21 protein-coding genes, 4 tRNA genes and 1 pseudogene are annotated in these 13662 nt (G+C 40.9%); 5 read left to right on the top strand and 21 right to left on the bottom strand.

From position 1 onward, the window contains the following. Positions 1-84 precede the first annotated feature (84 nt). Complete coding sequence (locus LIZ87_RS20920) at positions 85-537, bottom strand: GNAT family N-acetyltransferase (RefSeq protein ID WP_227149084.1); 453 nt, start codon at positions 535-537, stop codon at positions 85-87. Between the two features lie 430 nt (positions 538-967). Here LIZ87_RS20920 and LIZ87_RS23100 point away from each other — a divergent pair. From LIZ87_RS23100 to LIZ87_RS20890, 5 genes and pseudogenes are all read left to right on the top strand, one after another. Beyond that, positions 968-1075, top strand: a pseudogene (locus LIZ87_RS23100) (acyl-CoA dehydrogenase family protein); the annotation flags it as partial. 479 nt (positions 1076-1554) lie between these two features. Beyond that, on the top strand, positions 1555-2184 hold the full coding sequence (locus LIZ87_RS20905; RefSeq protein WP_227149081.1) for an N-acetylmuramoyl-L-alanine amidase family protein: 630 nt from the start codon (positions 1555-1557) through the stop codon (positions 2182-2184). Positions 2185-2322: 138 nt separating this feature from the next. Further along, on the top strand, positions 2323-3771 hold the full coding sequence (locus tag LIZ87_RS20900) for an ATP-binding protein (RefSeq protein WP_227149080.1): 1449 nt from the start codon (positions 2323-2325) through the stop codon (positions 3769-3771). 322 nt (positions 3772-4093) lie between these two features. Next, on the top strand, positions 4094-4360 hold the full coding sequence (locus LIZ87_RS20895) for a hypothetical protein (protein WP_227149079.1): 267 nt from the start codon (positions 4094-4096) through the stop codon (positions 4358-4360). An 87-nt stretch (positions 4361-4447) separates the two neighbouring features. Beyond that, positions 4448-5326 (top strand): MerR family transcriptional regulator, encoded by an 879-nt coding sequence (locus LIZ87_RS20890; protein WP_227149078.1) that lies wholly within the window; start codon positions 4448-4450, stop codon positions 5324-5326. A 246-nt stretch (positions 5327-5572) separates the two neighbouring features. Here LIZ87_RS20890 and LIZ87_RS20885 read toward each other — a convergent pair whose 3' ends face one another. The 20 genes from LIZ87_RS20885 to LIZ87_RS20795 form a co-directional block, all read right to left on the bottom strand. Continuing rightward, complete coding sequence (locus tag LIZ87_RS20885; protein WP_264468123.1) at positions 5573-5908, bottom strand: helix-turn-helix domain-containing protein; 336 nt, start codon at positions 5906-5908, stop codon at positions 5573-5575. Beyond that, positions 5898-6032, bottom strand: coding sequence for a hypothetical protein (locus tag LIZ87_RS22480; protein WP_264468122.1), 135 nt, complete (start codon positions 6030-6032; stop codon positions 5898-5900). The genes LIZ87_RS20885 and LIZ87_RS22480 overlap by 11 nt, the downstream gene beginning before the upstream one ends. A 115-nt stretch (positions 6033-6147) precedes the next feature. Further along, positions 6148-6447: a hypothetical protein gene (locus tag LIZ87_RS20880; protein WP_227149077.1), complete on the bottom strand. Its 300-nt coding sequence runs from the start codon at positions 6445-6447 to the stop codon at positions 6148-6150. 241 nt (positions 6448-6688) lie between these two features. Next, complete coding sequence (locus LIZ87_RS20875) at positions 6689-7201, bottom strand: hypothetical protein (protein ID WP_227149076.1); 513 nt, start codon at positions 7199-7201, stop codon at positions 6689-6691. 184 nt (positions 7202-7385) lie between these two features. After that, positions 7386-7473 (bottom strand) — tRNA-Ser (locus LIZ87_RS20870). A gap of 5 nt (positions 7474-7478) precedes the next feature. Then, positions 7479-7564 (bottom strand) — tRNA-Ser (locus tag LIZ87_RS20865). A gap of 5 nt (positions 7565-7569) precedes the next feature. After that, a tRNA-Leu gene (locus LIZ87_RS20860) sits at positions 7570-7650 on the bottom strand. 4 nt (positions 7651-7654) lie between these two features. Next, a tRNA-Tyr gene (locus LIZ87_RS20855) sits at positions 7655-7740 on the bottom strand. A 50-nt stretch (positions 7741-7790) separates the two neighbouring features. Then, positions 7791-8033, bottom strand: a complete 243-nt coding sequence (locus LIZ87_RS20850; RefSeq protein WP_227149075.1) for a helix-turn-helix domain-containing protein — start codon at positions 8031-8033, stop codon at positions 7791-7793. Positions 8034-8336: 303 nt separating this feature from the next. After that, the gene (locus tag LIZ87_RS20845; RefSeq protein ID WP_227149074.1) at positions 8337-8507 is read right to left on the bottom strand and encodes a hypothetical protein; all 171 of its coding nucleotides are present in this window, start codon (positions 8505-8507) and stop codon (positions 8337-8339) included. 20 nt (positions 8508-8527) lie between these two features. After that, on the bottom strand, positions 8528-8707 hold the full coding sequence (locus LIZ87_RS20840; protein ID WP_227149073.1) for a hypothetical protein: 180 nt from the start codon (positions 8705-8707) through the stop codon (positions 8528-8530). Between the two features lie 20 nt (positions 8708-8727). Next, positions 8728-9648: a permease gene (locus LIZ87_RS20835; protein WP_227149072.1), complete on the bottom strand. Its 921-nt coding sequence runs from the start codon at positions 9646-9648 to the stop codon at positions 8728-8730. 245 nt (positions 9649-9893) lie between these two features. Then, positions 9894-10199 carry an ArsR/SmtB family transcription factor gene (locus LIZ87_RS20830; RefSeq protein WP_227149071.1) on the bottom strand — a complete coding sequence of 102 codons (306 nt, stop codon included), beginning with the start codon at positions 10197-10199 and terminating at the stop codon, positions 9894-9896. A 216-nt stretch (positions 10200-10415) separates the two neighbouring features. Next, positions 10416-10727 (bottom strand): GNAT family N-acetyltransferase, encoded by a 312-nt coding sequence (locus tag LIZ87_RS20825; RefSeq protein ID WP_330664730.1) that lies wholly within the window; start codon positions 10725-10727, stop codon positions 10416-10418. Between the two features lie 101 nt (positions 10728-10828). Continuing rightward, positions 10829-11167, bottom strand: a complete 339-nt coding sequence (locus tag LIZ87_RS20820; RefSeq protein WP_227149070.1) for a hypothetical protein — start codon at positions 11165-11167, stop codon at positions 10829-10831. A gap of 54 nt (positions 11168-11221) precedes the next feature. Beyond that, on the bottom strand, positions 11222-11836 hold the full coding sequence (locus LIZ87_RS20815; RefSeq protein ID WP_227149069.1) for a DUF1349 domain-containing protein: 615 nt from the start codon (positions 11834-11836) through the stop codon (positions 11222-11224). A gap of 68 nt (positions 11837-11904) precedes the next feature. Continuing rightward, positions 11905-12354 (bottom strand): SufBD protein, encoded by a 450-nt coding sequence (locus LIZ87_RS20810; RefSeq protein ID WP_227149068.1) that lies wholly within the window; start codon positions 12352-12354, stop codon positions 11905-11907. Between the two features lie 35 nt (positions 12355-12389). After that, positions 12390-12725, bottom strand: coding sequence for a hypothetical protein (locus LIZ87_RS20805; RefSeq protein WP_227149067.1), 336 nt, complete (start codon positions 12723-12725; stop codon positions 12390-12392). Between the two features lie 51 nt (positions 12726-12776). Then, positions 12777-13025, bottom strand: a complete 249-nt coding sequence (locus LIZ87_RS20800) for a PF20097 family protein (RefSeq protein WP_227149066.1) — start codon at positions 13023-13025, stop codon at positions 12777-12779. A 98-nt stretch (positions 13026-13123) separates the two neighbouring features. Continuing rightward, the gene (locus LIZ87_RS20795; RefSeq protein WP_227149065.1) at positions 13124-13588 is read right to left on the bottom strand and encodes a hypothetical protein; all 465 of its coding nucleotides are present in this window, start codon (positions 13586-13588) and stop codon (positions 13124-13126) included. Positions 13589-13662: the final 74 nt, after the last annotated feature.

Raw genomic sequence — 13662 nt, 5'->3', positions numbered from 1 at the left:
GGAGCTGCTTTTTCGTTTGCACCACCTTCGATTCTTTCCTTAACGATTTACTGCTCCAGTCATCTCTAAAAACTGGAAATTATCTTAGAGTTTGTATTGCATAAAATTACCATTATGAACAAACCCATAAGCCGTATATAATTTCACTCCCATATCGGAAGCTGTAATCTGTATTGTTCCACATCCATAATTTCTAGCCTCTTCAACAACTCTATGTAAAAGCTTTTTTGCGATTCCCTTTCGCCTATAACTTGGATTAGTAAACATGCTGGATAAAAGTCCCATTTTCCCGCTAGGACATCCAAAATATGGTGGTTTTTCTACAAATGACATCCCACTTGTACCAATAATTCTACCATCATTTACAGCAATCCACGACACAAATGTACCATCTTTCATATGCCGCTTATAATAATCCCGCAATGCCGGCTTTAGATCAATATCTTCTTTAGCTCCTTCTTCCCTTAACTGATTTATTCTCATTTCAATGAATACATCAAGTTCATTTTCACTTAATCTTTTATATTCTATTCCCATTTCATTCACCTTCACAAACAACGATTTATTCAGCTCTAAAAACCGGAATCTTAATTTAATCGTTACTTTTCAGCCATTTTATATATTCACTTTGGCTTCCATCCCAATGACAATATATACATCTTCCATTCTTGAAAACATGGACACAATTTGGATAGCCATAAAGGATATGGGCACATTCAGGACATAATGCCATCATTTTTGAAGATGATTTTAGAAATTCACTTCTACATTCATCACAAATAGAGTATTTATCTTTGCTCACACTACATCTCCCCCAAATTTCCGATTTTCAGATATGATAGCTTCATAAAGTATCTTATTTTCTCTGCCGATTACATCGTCCAATCCTCTTAAAGCACATTTTTATTTGCCACATAGCTATTCTACCAGAAGACACTATTACTTTCCACACATTATCAAAAGAAACAGTAAATCCCCTCCTGTCAGCTCCATGAGAGACGCTAAGATCTACCAGATCTTTGAGGGAACCAACCAGATCCAGCGCATGACTATCGCCGGAAACATGTTAAAGTAAGCTGATTTCACAAACATAATTTACAGATAGCCTCGATTATTTTAGGGGAATACTTATGAACAAAAATATGGCCGCGTTTATCCGCGTACACACAGAACCCGTACTCCTCCTCCCTTCCGCTGCTCTGACGGAGAGTGGATTGTTCTTTCCCTGTTAACCAACCGGAAACGCGATTATCCTGTGTTCTGCCGCGGCCCACTGTTAGATGAACACCCATCTGAGATTATGGCAGAGCTTGTGTACTCTCACAATTTCCCTGTGCCCGAATTTGTGAGAGTACACATTGAACAACAGGAGGAAACAACTTTGGAACAGATATTTCTGCCCTTATGATAGAGATCGATCAGCAGAACACCTGATATGAGCAGGTAAGAACACGTATACAGACATTTTCAGAAATGCTGTAGGGGCTGTTCATCCCGGAAGTATTTGTATATAATATAAGGTATCAGATATGCTAATGATAAAGGAGAATGTTTATGAGAAAAAGAGCAAAAATTGTATGCGCTGCACTGTGCCTCTCCATGGGACTTTTCCCGGCTTCCACAGAGATTGCGGGGAATTTTGTGCTTGTGTCTGAGGCCCACTCCGGCAGAACGGATTCACAGGGCGGACATAAGGATAACAAGAACAAGAGCGGCCTTGGCAGCTACCACTACCACTGCGGCGGCCATCCCGCCCACCTGCATCCAAACGGCGTGTGTCCCTATGCAAATGGAGGAACGGGAAGCTCTGGCTCCGGTTCCAGCACAGGCTCCTCCCAGAAAGCCAGTGTCCAGGAGACAGCCGCGCAGGAGACAATCACTCTTGGCTGGCAGCAGGATTCCAAGGGCTGGTGGTACAGAGATTCCGAAACCACTTACAAAAAGAATGGACTGTTTTTAATTGACGGCGATTACTATCTCTTTAACGCTGATGGCTACATGCTCATTGGCTGGCAGGAGATAAACGGCCAGTGGCACTACTTCGACTCCAAGGGCGCCATGGTCACAGGAACAGTTCTCATCGACAGCCAGCTGTATTATTTTGATGAACAGGGCGTGCTGATTGAGGACTACTTTGATGAAGCGGAGGAATGGGAGGATGACGACTGGGATTGTGAGGAGTAGGGTTGTTCTCTAAAATTAAAATCTGTTCTTTTAAAATTAGGCTTTTGTTCTATAAAATAAAATTATAAAACAATTTTTCATGAAATTCTTGATTTTTGTTCTCTAAAATGTTATTTTATTTATAGAAGGAGGCCTTACATGCTGCCAATAGAATTAGAGAACTTAGTTCAAGATGTCATCTGCCAAAAATGTGAACGACAAAATATCGAGTTAAAGTGTGCCAGTAATGGTATCCCTGAAAAACTGTATAATACATTATCAAGTTTTTCCAATCAAGCCGGTGGAGGAATTATCCTGTTTGGAATCGACGAGAAAAACCATTTTGAAATCGCTGGTGTCTATGATGCACAGGATTTACAGACAAACGTTACAAATCAGTCACTCCAAATGGAACCTGTAGTCCGACCAGTATTCACCGTTGCTACAATTGCAGGTAAGACGATTGTAAGCGCGGAAATCTCAGAATGTGATATATTTGAGAAGCCCTGCTTCTATAAAGGGGCCGGAAGGATGCGTGGTTCCTATATCCGTGTCGGTGAAGCAGATATGCTCATGACGGAATATGAGATATATAGCTATGAGGCATTTAAACGAAAAATTCAGGACGAGCTTCGAATTGTCGACCGCGCTGACATTAACTCCTTTGATAAAGATGCGCTTACAGAATATTTCTTTAAATTGCGGAAAATAAAACCAAAGCTGGCTCAACAGCCGGATGAAAAAATACTGCAGCTGCAGGGGATAACAGATCATGGAAAACCAACAGTTGCCGGTATTGTGATGCTGGGGGAATATCCGCAGGCTTTTTTTCCACAGCTTAGTGTCACTGCAATGGTTGTAGATGGAACTGAAATCGGAGAACTTGGTGACAACGGAGAGCGTTTCATTGATAACCAACGGATGGAGGGAACTTTGACGCAAATGCTGGAAGATACCCTTGCATTTATCCGCAGAAATATCCGCAATGCCACTATTATTGATGAAAATGGGAAACGCGCTGACCGGTCAGAATATCCTATGGTAGCTGTTCGTGAAATCATCCTGAATGCCTTGATTCACCGGGATTATAGTATCCACACTGACCACTCTCCCATCCGTGTAGTGCTATATAGAGATCGCATGGAGGTTGAAAATCCTGGCGGGCTTTATGGGAGAATCACCATAGATGAATTGGGCAAGGTCTCTGCTGATACCCGCAATCCATTTATTGCTGGTGGATTAGAAGTCATGTTGGGAACCGAAAACCGTTTTTCCGGCATTCCGACAATTATAAGCGAAATGCAAAAAGCCGGCCTGGCGCCAGCTGTGTTTGAGAGCCGGCGCGGTGTATTCAAGGTAACTCTGTACAATCACCACGCCGCAGCTCCCAAAAAAGATATAACTGCCTTACCAGAGCCCCTGCAAAAAATCCTTGACTATTGTGCAGAACCCCGCAGCCGGAATGAGATTGCCGAATATATGGGCATCGGAACACCATCTTATGTGGTAAAAAAGTATCTTCGTCCTCTGCTCGAAATGAACAAACTGCATCTGACAATTCCTGATGCACCAAAGAGTAAAAATCAAAAATATGTCTCTGATGTATAATGCCGAAAACCCGCCAACGACGGGTTTTTGTGTTTATATATGCCTACAGTAGCCCCGGCGGGAAGTTCAGGTAGCACCAGGGTAGGAACAGGCTTCCAACCACACATATCCTATTATAAATACAGAAGTATACAAAGGAATCCTTTTCTGACATTCCACTAAAAGCGCATTTCCAAACAAGGAAGCCCTTCAGCGTGACATCGAGCAGATGAAGCAACATCAAGATATATCCCGAAAATTAATAGTGGGAGGTACATAGTTCACTACAATATTTCAACGAACAAATATTTCAGAACCAGCTTTATTCAGTCCGTCCGATACAATGAAAAAAAATGATAATTTTCCGGAGATATGTGTTTCCACGTTTTCAGAGAACATTATCCAAAAATTTTCTTCACTGGCCAATACTGAAAAGATAGCAGAATTATATACCGCAAACGGTATTATACCTGTTTATAAAATTCGATATAAAAACACGGACATTGCTTTTTATCTGTCCAGAGTGGGCGCACCAGCCTGCGTAGCGGGATTTGAAGAGGTGGTTGCTATGGGCGCAAGAAAAAAAGCTATTGACTCCAACGTAACGTGATACTGTATTCTATTCTCATAGAAGCAGAATAGATATAAGCCGGCCATTTCTATCTTGCTTCTCCAATAACCAAAGGAGCTGGTAAGAATGAGGACCATAAGCCAAGTAGCAGAATTAACAGGCAGCAGCATACGCACTCTGCAATACTATGATGAAATCGGACTGTTAAAACCAAGCGAATTAACACCGTCCGGTTATCGCTTGTACAATGATGCGGCATTGCAGAAGCTTCAGCAAATCCTGTTTTTTAAGGAATTAGGCTTCAAACTAAAGGACATTCGGGAAATTCTTGAAAAACCTGATTTTGACAGAATTGCCGCTTTCAAGCAGCAAAAAGAGCTGCTTCTTCTAAAGCGTAACCGAACGGACAGACTTATACAGCTTCTTAGCCGTTTAGAGAAAGGAGAGCAATGTATGAGTTTTAAGGAATTTGATTTGTCCGATTATATTAATGCTTTGGAAGCTTTTAAGTCCAACCAGACAGAGGAAGTTATCAGGCACTGGGGAAGTGTTGAAAATTTTGATCTGTTTATTCAAAAAATTAAGGATGATGAGCCTGAAGTAGCTAAACTTGCTATTAAGCAATTTGGAAGTGTAGAAAAATATACGGAAGCAATGAAATATAATCTGGAGCATTTTTCTGAAATCATGGAAATACAGTTATCAGAAGAAGTAAAAGAAATTTCCAAACAGTCTGAGATACTGTATGGCAAATTAATTGCCGATTTGTCAGAAAATGTTTCTTCCGCAAAAATACAGTCCATTGTTCAGGAAATATGGCAGTTTATACAAAAAAACAGCACTGGCGTATCCCTCGGCAAGCCCTACATGAATATGCTTATCGACGCATATTCAAACGATTATATAAAGAGTATAACGGATAGTAAATATAAGAAAGGGGCTTCTGATTATATTACGAAAGCATTCCGTCATTATTTAGAGACTCATGCTCTTGAAAATAGTTAGAGTTATTTCTGCACTATCGGCTGGAATATCTGTCGTCCCCCATACATAATAGTTGGAGGGCTCTCACTTCCGAGTCCCCCATTCCAACAGAAGATATGATCCTTCGTCAGGGAGATCAGAAAGCCATTCTTTCATTTAATCGAAGAATACAATCTCCGGCGGATACAGCTCCAGATCGCGCTTACCATGTACACGAATCTATTCCCGTATGTTTGGCGCCGCACAGGAAATGATATCCACTTTGCACTAATCCGCATCCGGCATTCTAACGAATTTATCCGTATCTGTTTTTATAATCAAGCATCTTATAAAGCGCTGCCATTTAGTCCCGAGGCTGCCATGACGTGTGTCTCTGAATTGCTGCAGCATATCCGGAACCACACTCAAAAACCAAGCCTGTATATTCCACACAGATCTCATTTTGCTTACCTCATTCCCAAAAACAGCAATATCCCCGTCAACGACGAGGATATCTTCAATGCTGGTATGTAAGATTTTGCTGAGGATCAGGAAATTGTCCAGGTTCGGAAGGCATTTTCCCGACAGCCATTTATAGATTGCCTGCGGGCTTTCAAAGCCCATTGCCTCCTGAATATCCCGCACGGAATATCCCTTCTCCCGGATCAACCGCTGCATCCTTTTTCCAGTTGCTTCCTGTTGGATTGACAAATATACTGGCTCCATAGTATATCCTCCTGATATTCATCTTCCATCCCGTAACACTCTATGAATAGTATACCTTTTTCAGCCAGCAGATACCATAACTTTTTCCTTACAATTTGGGTTCTGTTGTTACTGACAGCATTGTCTTCTCCCTTATCCTAATTGATCCCAGAAAAAAATCCGCTGCAGAATTCACGATAATCCGTATATCCCATTAACAGCATCTTATTTCCCAAGTTGTCAAGTGCCTGAAGGAACCTGCCCTCGTCCCTTTTCCTGACTTTACAAAAAATCATTATATATGGGGAACCCCTTTTGCCGTACTCTGAACCAAAATCCACCCTGACCTGTTCCTGTATAAACAGGCTGTCCGCCAGATACTCTGGCACATCAATAATCATGTAATAGCAATAGTGAAAAGAAAATCTTTTCAATTTTATATAATTAGTCGGTTTCATTTCTCCTCTTAAAAATGCAGCTTATAACCGTACTTCCGCCGCCCTGTGTCTCCACAGGTAAGTTTTCGTTCCTTCTTCCAATGCGATGGTATTTGCGCTACCTCCTCAAAAGGTAAACCTTAGACATTGTCAATAACAGCAAATAACAAGCAACCATAATAATAACGATAAACCAGTCCCGATATCATTGCCTTGATTTAATTTCTTGCATCTTCCAAAGTCCCCGGTATAAACATTATGCTCACACATTGATTTCCATAAGTTCCGTGTTATTTAAAGTATCCAACGCCGCCTGAGCCCTTGTAAGCTCATCAGCCACCGCATGATAATCCGCCTCCGCAGCGTCAATGTCGTAATTAGCATATACATAATCGATAACACTGCTGATACGTCCATACCTGTCATTTGCCTCGCGCTGTTTGGGCAGTCTGCCCTTCATACCCGCCATTTTCTTCTTCCTGGCTGTCAACTGCGGGATATAAACCAGCATCTGATCGACTGTCATATCGAATCCGGGGACTGTCTGCGTCAGATTAAACTGATTAATCGCATGTTTTACAATGCGGATTTTCCAATCCAGTTCTTCCACCGCCTTCTGCGTACCGGTGTAATCATACTTTGGCCTTACGGATTCCGGGTCCTCGCCTATCGCAGCAAGAAATGTACTGCTCTTCTGTTCCTTTGCCAGAACTGCATCCCTTTCCTCATTCAGCCGCCGGAGCAGCTTATTTGCTTCTGATGACGTATATTTCATGATGGCTTTCCCCTCCTTTTTCTCATATATCCATTGTAATGGCTTGAATTCATCCTGTCATTCAACCAGAAGTTGATTGACTGCTCATACCATATGAAGCAGGTAATGCCATTAAACCAGCATGGTTTTTACCCAGCGGGGCTTAAACCCGCTGGGCCTGCTAATTATACCACATCGGCATAAACGCTTGCGAAGGGACTCGAACCCTTAACCCGGATATCTTCCGAATACTACATTAGCAGTGTAGCTGCTTACCATTCGCACACACAAGCATAAATGGAGACTGAGGGATTTAAACCCCCGGACCATTTAAGGCCTCCGGTTTTCAGAACCGATGCATTCAGCCTTCTCTGCCAAATCTCCTATCATACTGACAGCCGGACTTGAACCGGCATGGATTTCTCCGCCAGGCTCTGAACCTGGAGCGTCTTCCATTCCGCCATGTCAGCAAAATAGGTGGAGCAGGATTCGAACCTGCGCTGTTTCTTATGTAACGGATTTACAGTCCGCCGCCTTCGACCAACTCGGCACATCCACCTATAATATGGCCAGGGGGCCATATACAGGAGTGTTGTTCTCCTGCATGCTATTATGCTGTTTTCTGTACTTCCGCTGCATTAACAACCAGAATATCATCTATCCTGCAGCCAAATACTGTTGCCAGCACGACCAGATTATCTACGGTTGGAAGCGCAGTTCCATTCTGCCATTTGTAGATTGCCTGTGGTGTTCCGAATCCGAAGATATTCTGCAGATCTTTGACTGTCAGTCCAGCGGCCTTTCTCATCTTTTTAATATTGTCTCCTGTAGCTGTTATATTGATGGTCGGCATCGTCTTTTCCTCCTTTTTGCACATAAAAAACCGCCTGCCCAACAGGACAAGCGGCATGCAAAAATTCGGTTTGATGTGAAAGCGAAAGTATCACGTCATGAAACCATTGCAATCCGGGTAACTGTCTCTGTATGAACACATAAATCTAAGCCCCTCGCATTCAAGTTCGAGCGACAGACTGCTATGGCTATACAGATATGATAATGCAATGACTCTGTTCATCATGACGTTTCTCCTTTCCGGGCTTTTGCCCTTATTTCCTTCGTTCTGTGATTATAATATCACAGGATCGGGGGTTTGTCATTAAACCTGTAATATAATTTCTTTTTGTAATTGTACTTGACATATCTTTCTTCCCATTCCAATTCCTGTTTTCTGGTTCAATCCGATTTGCCAGTTCAAAGAATTAGATGCCCCGATTATGTCTGCAGGAGCAGCAATATCATATTGAACATTTTCTATAATTAAATCCATGCTCCGATCTGTCCGGCGGCTTATTTTCCCTGTTTATATTCAGAATTTTCCTCTTCATCATCTTCTTCTGTGATCTGCATATCACAGCAGCCGCCTTTTTTAGCCTTCTTTTTCGGGGCAGGATCTTCTTCCAAAGACATTCCGCAATTGCATCCACTGCCACCAAACAATGTTGCCCATAAACCTTTTTTCTCAGCCATAATATAATTCTCCTTTCAAATTACAATACAAAATTAAACACATAACCTGTAATCGTTGCCACGGCAAAGATACAGAGTACAAACGCTGCCACCATTTTCTTCTTAAAAATGGAATTCAGCAGAGACACTTCCGGAATGCTGGCACCGGCACCGCCCAAGATCAGCGCAATCATAACGCCAGGAGCCACACCCTTAGAAATCAGGATACTTGCAATCGGAATCATGGTCTCAGTGCGAATATACATAGGAATGCCTACAATCGCTGCCAATGGAACCGCCCACAGATTACTTGCACCAGCAAAGTTTGCTAATAAGTCAGTAGGAATAAATTCATAAATGAATGCACCAATACCAGCGCCTAACAGCAGGAATAATACGACACCTTTAAATAAACCAAAGGAGTCTCTGAGAGCAATTGTGATCGCCTGCTGCTTCTGCCAGAAAGTTCCCTGCAGCTTCTCCCATGATATGCCATCCTGATGCCCACCCTTGACCGTAACATTTTTCACTTCTTTTTCAAAACCAGCTTTGTCAAGAATAAGTCCCATTATAACTGCAAAAACAAAAGTAAATGCGCTATAAACAACTGTAGCCTTAAGACCGAAGAATGCAACCAGCAATGTCAATATTGCCGGATTCAGGATTGGAGATGTCAGTAGGAATGAAATGGCTCCACAAAATGGTGCTCCGCTTTTAAACAATCCCACCAACACTGGAATTGTAGAACAGGAGCAGAACGGTGTCACCGCTCCCAGCGCTGCTCCCAGGACACTATTCAGTCCCTTTTTCGGAGTTGTCAGGATACGTTTAATACGCTCCTGTGAAATATAAATCTGTAATAAAGCAACCACAAAACTGATGCCAATGAACAGGCCAAACAACTCGCTAAACAGCATCAGGAATGTCCGTCCTGCATGAATAAGGGTTTCCGTTGTAAACATACAAATTACCTTCTTTCTTACTTAAACTTTCGATTCGCCACAACACACTGGAAATCTGCTTCTGGAAGATTTCTCCATTCGTTCACAAACAGAAATGTTTTTATTCAGAACGGCACTGAAGCCGACGGCCACATGCGCACATAATCTTTCCTCCTAATATATGCAAAATAAATTGATATATTGAAAAATATCTATCTGAAATCTTAAAGGGAAGCCATCCATAGCAGATGGCCAAAATAATCATTTCATTCGTTTACTCCATTATTACTGCCGGAAACTGTAAGCTGCTGTTCCAGTATCACTTTTACTTTCTCTGCACCTACCGGGTCTATCGAATAATAAACCCATTTTCCTTCCTTGCGTCCCTGGACAATACCAGCATCACATAAAATCTTCATATGATGGGAAAGAGTAGGCTGAGTAATACGCAGATCTTCTAACAGATCGCATGCACATTTCTCTCCGCTGCGGAGCAAGCCTAATATTGATAAACGATTCTCATCACAAAAGGCTTTAAACACTCGTATCGTTTCGCTATATTGTGCCGCCATTTCTCTCACCTCACATTTACATTTTTGAATGTGTCTATATTATATGTCATACATAGAGAATTGTCAATATGTTTTTGATTTTTTTAGCACACATTTTTCACCTTATAGTTCTTTCATTTATACTTATATATTTTCCTTCTCAGGCTGCGGGTGCGTTCCTGATCATCCAGGCTGGCTCGGAAGGCGGCTACGCCCTCCCGAGAATATTCCGGCGCTTCAAATTTCAGAAGCACTTGCCAGCATAGCTCTAAAGCCGCCGGGATCTCCTCCGGGCTGAGTCTGCGGACAGAGCTGGCGGATAGCGTCGGTCTTGATTCCTTGGCCCCAGTAATCCTCTGCCAGATAATAACCAAGTTCCGCAGTTTGGCGGTGGATATTGCTCTGCCGGAACGCGCCGATGCTGCCGATGGCTTTGTCATCCACCGTGATGGCATAAGCGAAGGTGTCGTTTTCATCGGCGGACAGCATGGCATGGATGTAATCCGCCGCATCGTTTTCCGTATAGGGATAGGGCAGACTGTCCCGCAAATTGTTTAGAATATTTCTGTTAGATAATGCGGCAGCCAAGTTTGAAGAATCATATGAATATTTCGCGCTCGTGGATCCGTCAATACGCTTTTGAGATCCACTTATTTTACTTTATATATTTTTATTAATTTGCGGTGATACCAAATCATAACAATAACCGGAAAAATCAATCCTATTACCATAGGAAAAAGTAATAATATGCTATCTCCGATTATAAATCCACATCCCCATGCTAAGATAATAATAATTCCGTAAATAATCCACATAGTTCCATGCTTTCTGTTCCACATTTTTATATCTGATATCTCATCTTCGCTTGGTGCTTTTTCACCACTATAAAAGGCAACCGGCCTTTTGCTCTTTAACTGCGAAATTCCAATACCCAGCATCATTAACGCACACAAGCCAAATATTACACCTGAAATAATTGTTTGAACCATAAATATCCCTCCATAGAAAGTTGGAAGTTACATCACTGCAAACTGGAAGTTACGCTATACTTCATCTGGTGCCTGACCATCATGTGCTTTCCATGCACATTCTGTTATCTTCATATCAGAAAACATTGCTGTAAAAGATGATTCCTCCGGACTGCAGGCATAAATACCAAATCGGATCTTTCCTCCACCTTTCAGCATATGACACACGCGCATCTGATTGAAGTTCTCACCGTCAAGAGAGCATTCGATACAATAATCATCCTCTCTACGACTGAAGCGATACCACATGATTTTCACATCTGCAGGAATCGCTGTTGTTGCCCAGTCTGAATAACCATCATTCGTCACAACAGACCCAAGATGTTGGAAATGTTCATTTTCAAATTCTACCGAACCCTTCAACCAATTTTCTCCGTCCATATACATAACAATGCCGCATTGATCAAATCGGTGATGACTTTTTGTAAAATCCGTTTTTACAATAAAAGAAAAGAACTTCTCATCTGTTTCCATCTGCAGCACAGGGGCGTTATCATTTTGGAAATGGTAGTAAGTTCTCTGCCATAGGTCAGTGTGAGGTTTTGTTGTTATTTCAATCTTCCCATCCTCTACATGGAAATCCAATGGTTTCCTTGTCCATTGCAGGCTATTCACATCAAAAGTAATCATATGTTTTTCCTCCTCTAAATCCCGTTTCCTGCTCTATTCATATATCCAATAAACCGGAAGTTGTGCTTTTATAATCCTTGTATTTCCTTTAGTGCTTTTTGAATATCCTTGCAAACTAATGGCCGCATACTATCATCGTAAATACATATATTTGCCTTATGAAGTGCAGAAATAATATCATTTCTCAATTCCGGCTTATACTTTGCAATAATCGGCAACAGCTTAATACATTGTCTTGCTGTAATGGGCTTAACATCTGTTATGTGTCTTAAATATTTATCAATGATTTCATCAATTTTATAATCTTTATCCCATTTTGCATTATAGGCAAGTAATGTAAGCCCTCTTGTACGAACATAAGAATTATCACTGTCAAGCATATCACTTAATTTATCCATATAAGGATAGACGCAATCCGTTTCAGCACTTTCTTTTTGCAATTCCTGTAATGCCCTATATGCAACCTTGTTGTTTTTATCAAACAATAATTCAAATGTTTCTGCTATATTGACCGACATAGTATACTCCTTTACAACTCCCGATTTATCTCTTTTTATTCAACCCTGACATTCACTGGACTTATTACAAGATTTCCTCCGCCAACTACAGTGTACCATTTACCTTTTTCCAGTTTGATTTTTTCTGATACGCCAGATGTAATGTACTCTATTACATATTTTTTTCCCGTTTCAATATCAGTAAAGACCACATCCGTATCACAATCACCACTTACTTTTACAGTTCCAAATAACGGCTGTATTTGTTCTGACTTGATTATGCCCTCATCATTTGTAAGTGTAAATGTATGTTTCTTTTGAATGTTGGTATAAAAGAAAATTGCTGCTACGAATATTGCTATTACGTATAGAATTAACCGTCTTTTTTTCATTGAAACACCTTCTCAAATCTCAATTTCTTCAGCTCTAAAAATAGGAGTTGTTTAATCATCCAAATCATTTGTTACATCAAAAATCCCCATAATCTTATTACAGTTTTTACAGAAATAAGCATTAGGGATTTTTGTTTGATTCAAAAGAATACTGGACTCTCCTATTGTGCGCATGCCCGTATACATCAATCGCTTAATGCCTTTTTTCTTGAATTGCTCCATTGGAACCCATCCACATGCCACATCATCAACAATAATTCCTCCTTCTAACAGTTCATTGTTACAAATAGGGCACTTCATTTTTACTTTCCTCCATCAATTCTGATTTCTTCGGCTCTAAAAATTGGAATTTTTAGTTCTGTTTCTAAGCAAAACAGCTTTAAAGATAATCGCATGAATTACTCTAAACCAAGTGTTATATATTGAGCTAATATTACATTTATACTTTCTTTCTCTTCAACCGTTACAGATAAGTTCTGATTGTTCTCTTTGTCATTGAATGTTCCACATTCCGAATGATAATAATATGTTCTTTCATCAATTATAAGTTTGCAATCATTGGCACATTCGGCAGTCCCTTCTGTATTCCAAGTGCCATTTTCAATAATGTCTGCGATTATTTTTACTTCTTCTTCGGTCAAATCATAAATTTTATCTTCATCTATACGAGTAATTGTTCCACTTATACTTTCAACAATCGCTTGCTGTGTCTGCTCTGTTTCACCAAAAACATTTTTATCAATCTCAGGCATATCTGAAACATCACCACCTCTTACAGGTTCTCCACTGCCAGTTGCTTTATCACAAGCAACTAATGACAACATACAAATCAATACCAAAAATAATGCCAATACCCTTTTCATAGGAATACCTCCTGAAATCCCGATTGAACAAAATCGCTGCGCGATGGCCTGCCGGGGCTGTAGCACAGTTTTAC

Source organism: Lacrimispora sp. 210928-DFI.3.58 (assembly GCF_020554865.1).
Classification (GTDB): Bacteria; Bacillota; Clostridia; order Lachnospirales; family Lachnospiraceae; genus Enterocloster.
This window is presented reverse-complemented; position numbering and strand designations above follow the sequence as displayed.

Excerpts from the sequence above, each read along its gene's own strand:
- LIZ87_RS20920 (WP_227149084.1), bottom strand. The coding sequence starts at position 537 with ATGGGAATAGAATATAAAAGATTAAGTGAAAATGAACTTGATGTATTC.
- LIZ87_RS20905 (WP_227149081.1), top strand. The coding sequence starts at position 1,555 with ATGAGAAAAAGAGCAAAAATTGTATGCGCTGCACTGTGCCTCTCCATG.
- LIZ87_RS20900 (WP_227149080.1), top strand. The coding sequence starts at position 2,323 with ATGCTGCCAATAGAATTAGAGAACTTAGTTCAAGATGTCATCTGCCAA.
- LIZ87_RS20895 (WP_227149079.1), top strand. The coding sequence starts at position 4,094 with ATGAAAAAAAATGATAATTTTCCGGAGATATGTGTTTCCACGTTTTCA.
- LIZ87_RS20890 (WP_227149078.1), top strand. The coding sequence starts at position 4,448 with ATGAGGACCATAAGCCAAGTAGCAGAATTAACAGGCAGCAGCATACGC.
- LIZ87_RS20885 (WP_264468123.1), bottom strand. The coding sequence starts at position 5,908 with ATGGGCTTTGAAAGCCCGCAGGCAATCTATAAATGGCTGTCGGGAAAA.
- LIZ87_RS22480 (WP_264468122.1), bottom strand. The coding sequence starts at position 6,032 with ATGAATATCAGGAGGATATACTATGGAGCCAGTATATTTGTCAATCCA.
- LIZ87_RS20880 (WP_227149077.1), bottom strand. The coding sequence starts at position 6,447 with ATGAAACCGACTAATTATATAAAATTGAAAAGATTTTCTTTTCACTAT.
- LIZ87_RS20875 (WP_227149076.1), bottom strand. The coding sequence starts at position 7,201 with ATGAAATATACGTCATCAGAAGCAAATAAGCTGCTCCGGCGGCTGAAT.
- LIZ87_RS20850 (WP_227149075.1), bottom strand. The coding sequence starts at position 8,033 with ATGCCGACCATCAATATAACAGCTACAGGAGACAATATTAAAAAGATG.
- LIZ87_RS20845 (WP_227149074.1), bottom strand. The coding sequence starts at position 8,507 with ATGGATTTAATTATAGAAAATGTTCAATATGATATTGCTGCTCCTGCA.
- LIZ87_RS20840 (WP_227149073.1), bottom strand. The coding sequence starts at position 8,707 with ATGGCTGAGAAAAAAGGTTTATGGGCAACATTGTTTGGTGGCAGTGGA.
- LIZ87_RS20835 (WP_227149072.1), bottom strand. The coding sequence starts at position 9,648 with ATGTTTACAACGGAAACCCTTATTCATGCAGGACGGACATTCCTGATG.
- LIZ87_RS20830 (WP_227149071.1), bottom strand. The coding sequence starts at position 10,199 with ATGGCGGCACAATATAGCGAAACGATACGAGTGTTTAAAGCCTTTTGT.
- LIZ87_RS20820 (WP_227149070.1), bottom strand. The coding sequence starts at position 11,167 with ATGGTTCAAACAATTATTTCAGGTGTAATATTTGGCTTGTGTGCGTTA.
- LIZ87_RS20815 (WP_227149069.1), bottom strand. The coding sequence starts at position 11,836 with ATGATTACTTTTGATGTGAATAGCCTGCAATGGACAAGGAAACCATTG.
- LIZ87_RS20810 (WP_227149068.1), bottom strand. The coding sequence starts at position 12,354 with ATGTCGGTCAATATAGCAGAAACATTTGAATTATTGTTTGATAAAAAC.
- LIZ87_RS20805 (WP_227149067.1), bottom strand. The coding sequence starts at position 12,725 with ATGAAAAAAAGACGGTTAATTCTATACGTAATAGCAATATTCGTAGCA.
- LIZ87_RS20800 (WP_227149066.1), bottom strand. The coding sequence starts at position 13,025 with ATGAAGTGCCCTATTTGTAACAATGAACTGTTAGAAGGAGGAATTATT.
- LIZ87_RS20795 (WP_227149065.1), bottom strand. The coding sequence starts at position 13,588 with ATGAAAAGGGTATTGGCATTATTTTTGGTATTGATTTGTATGTTGTCA.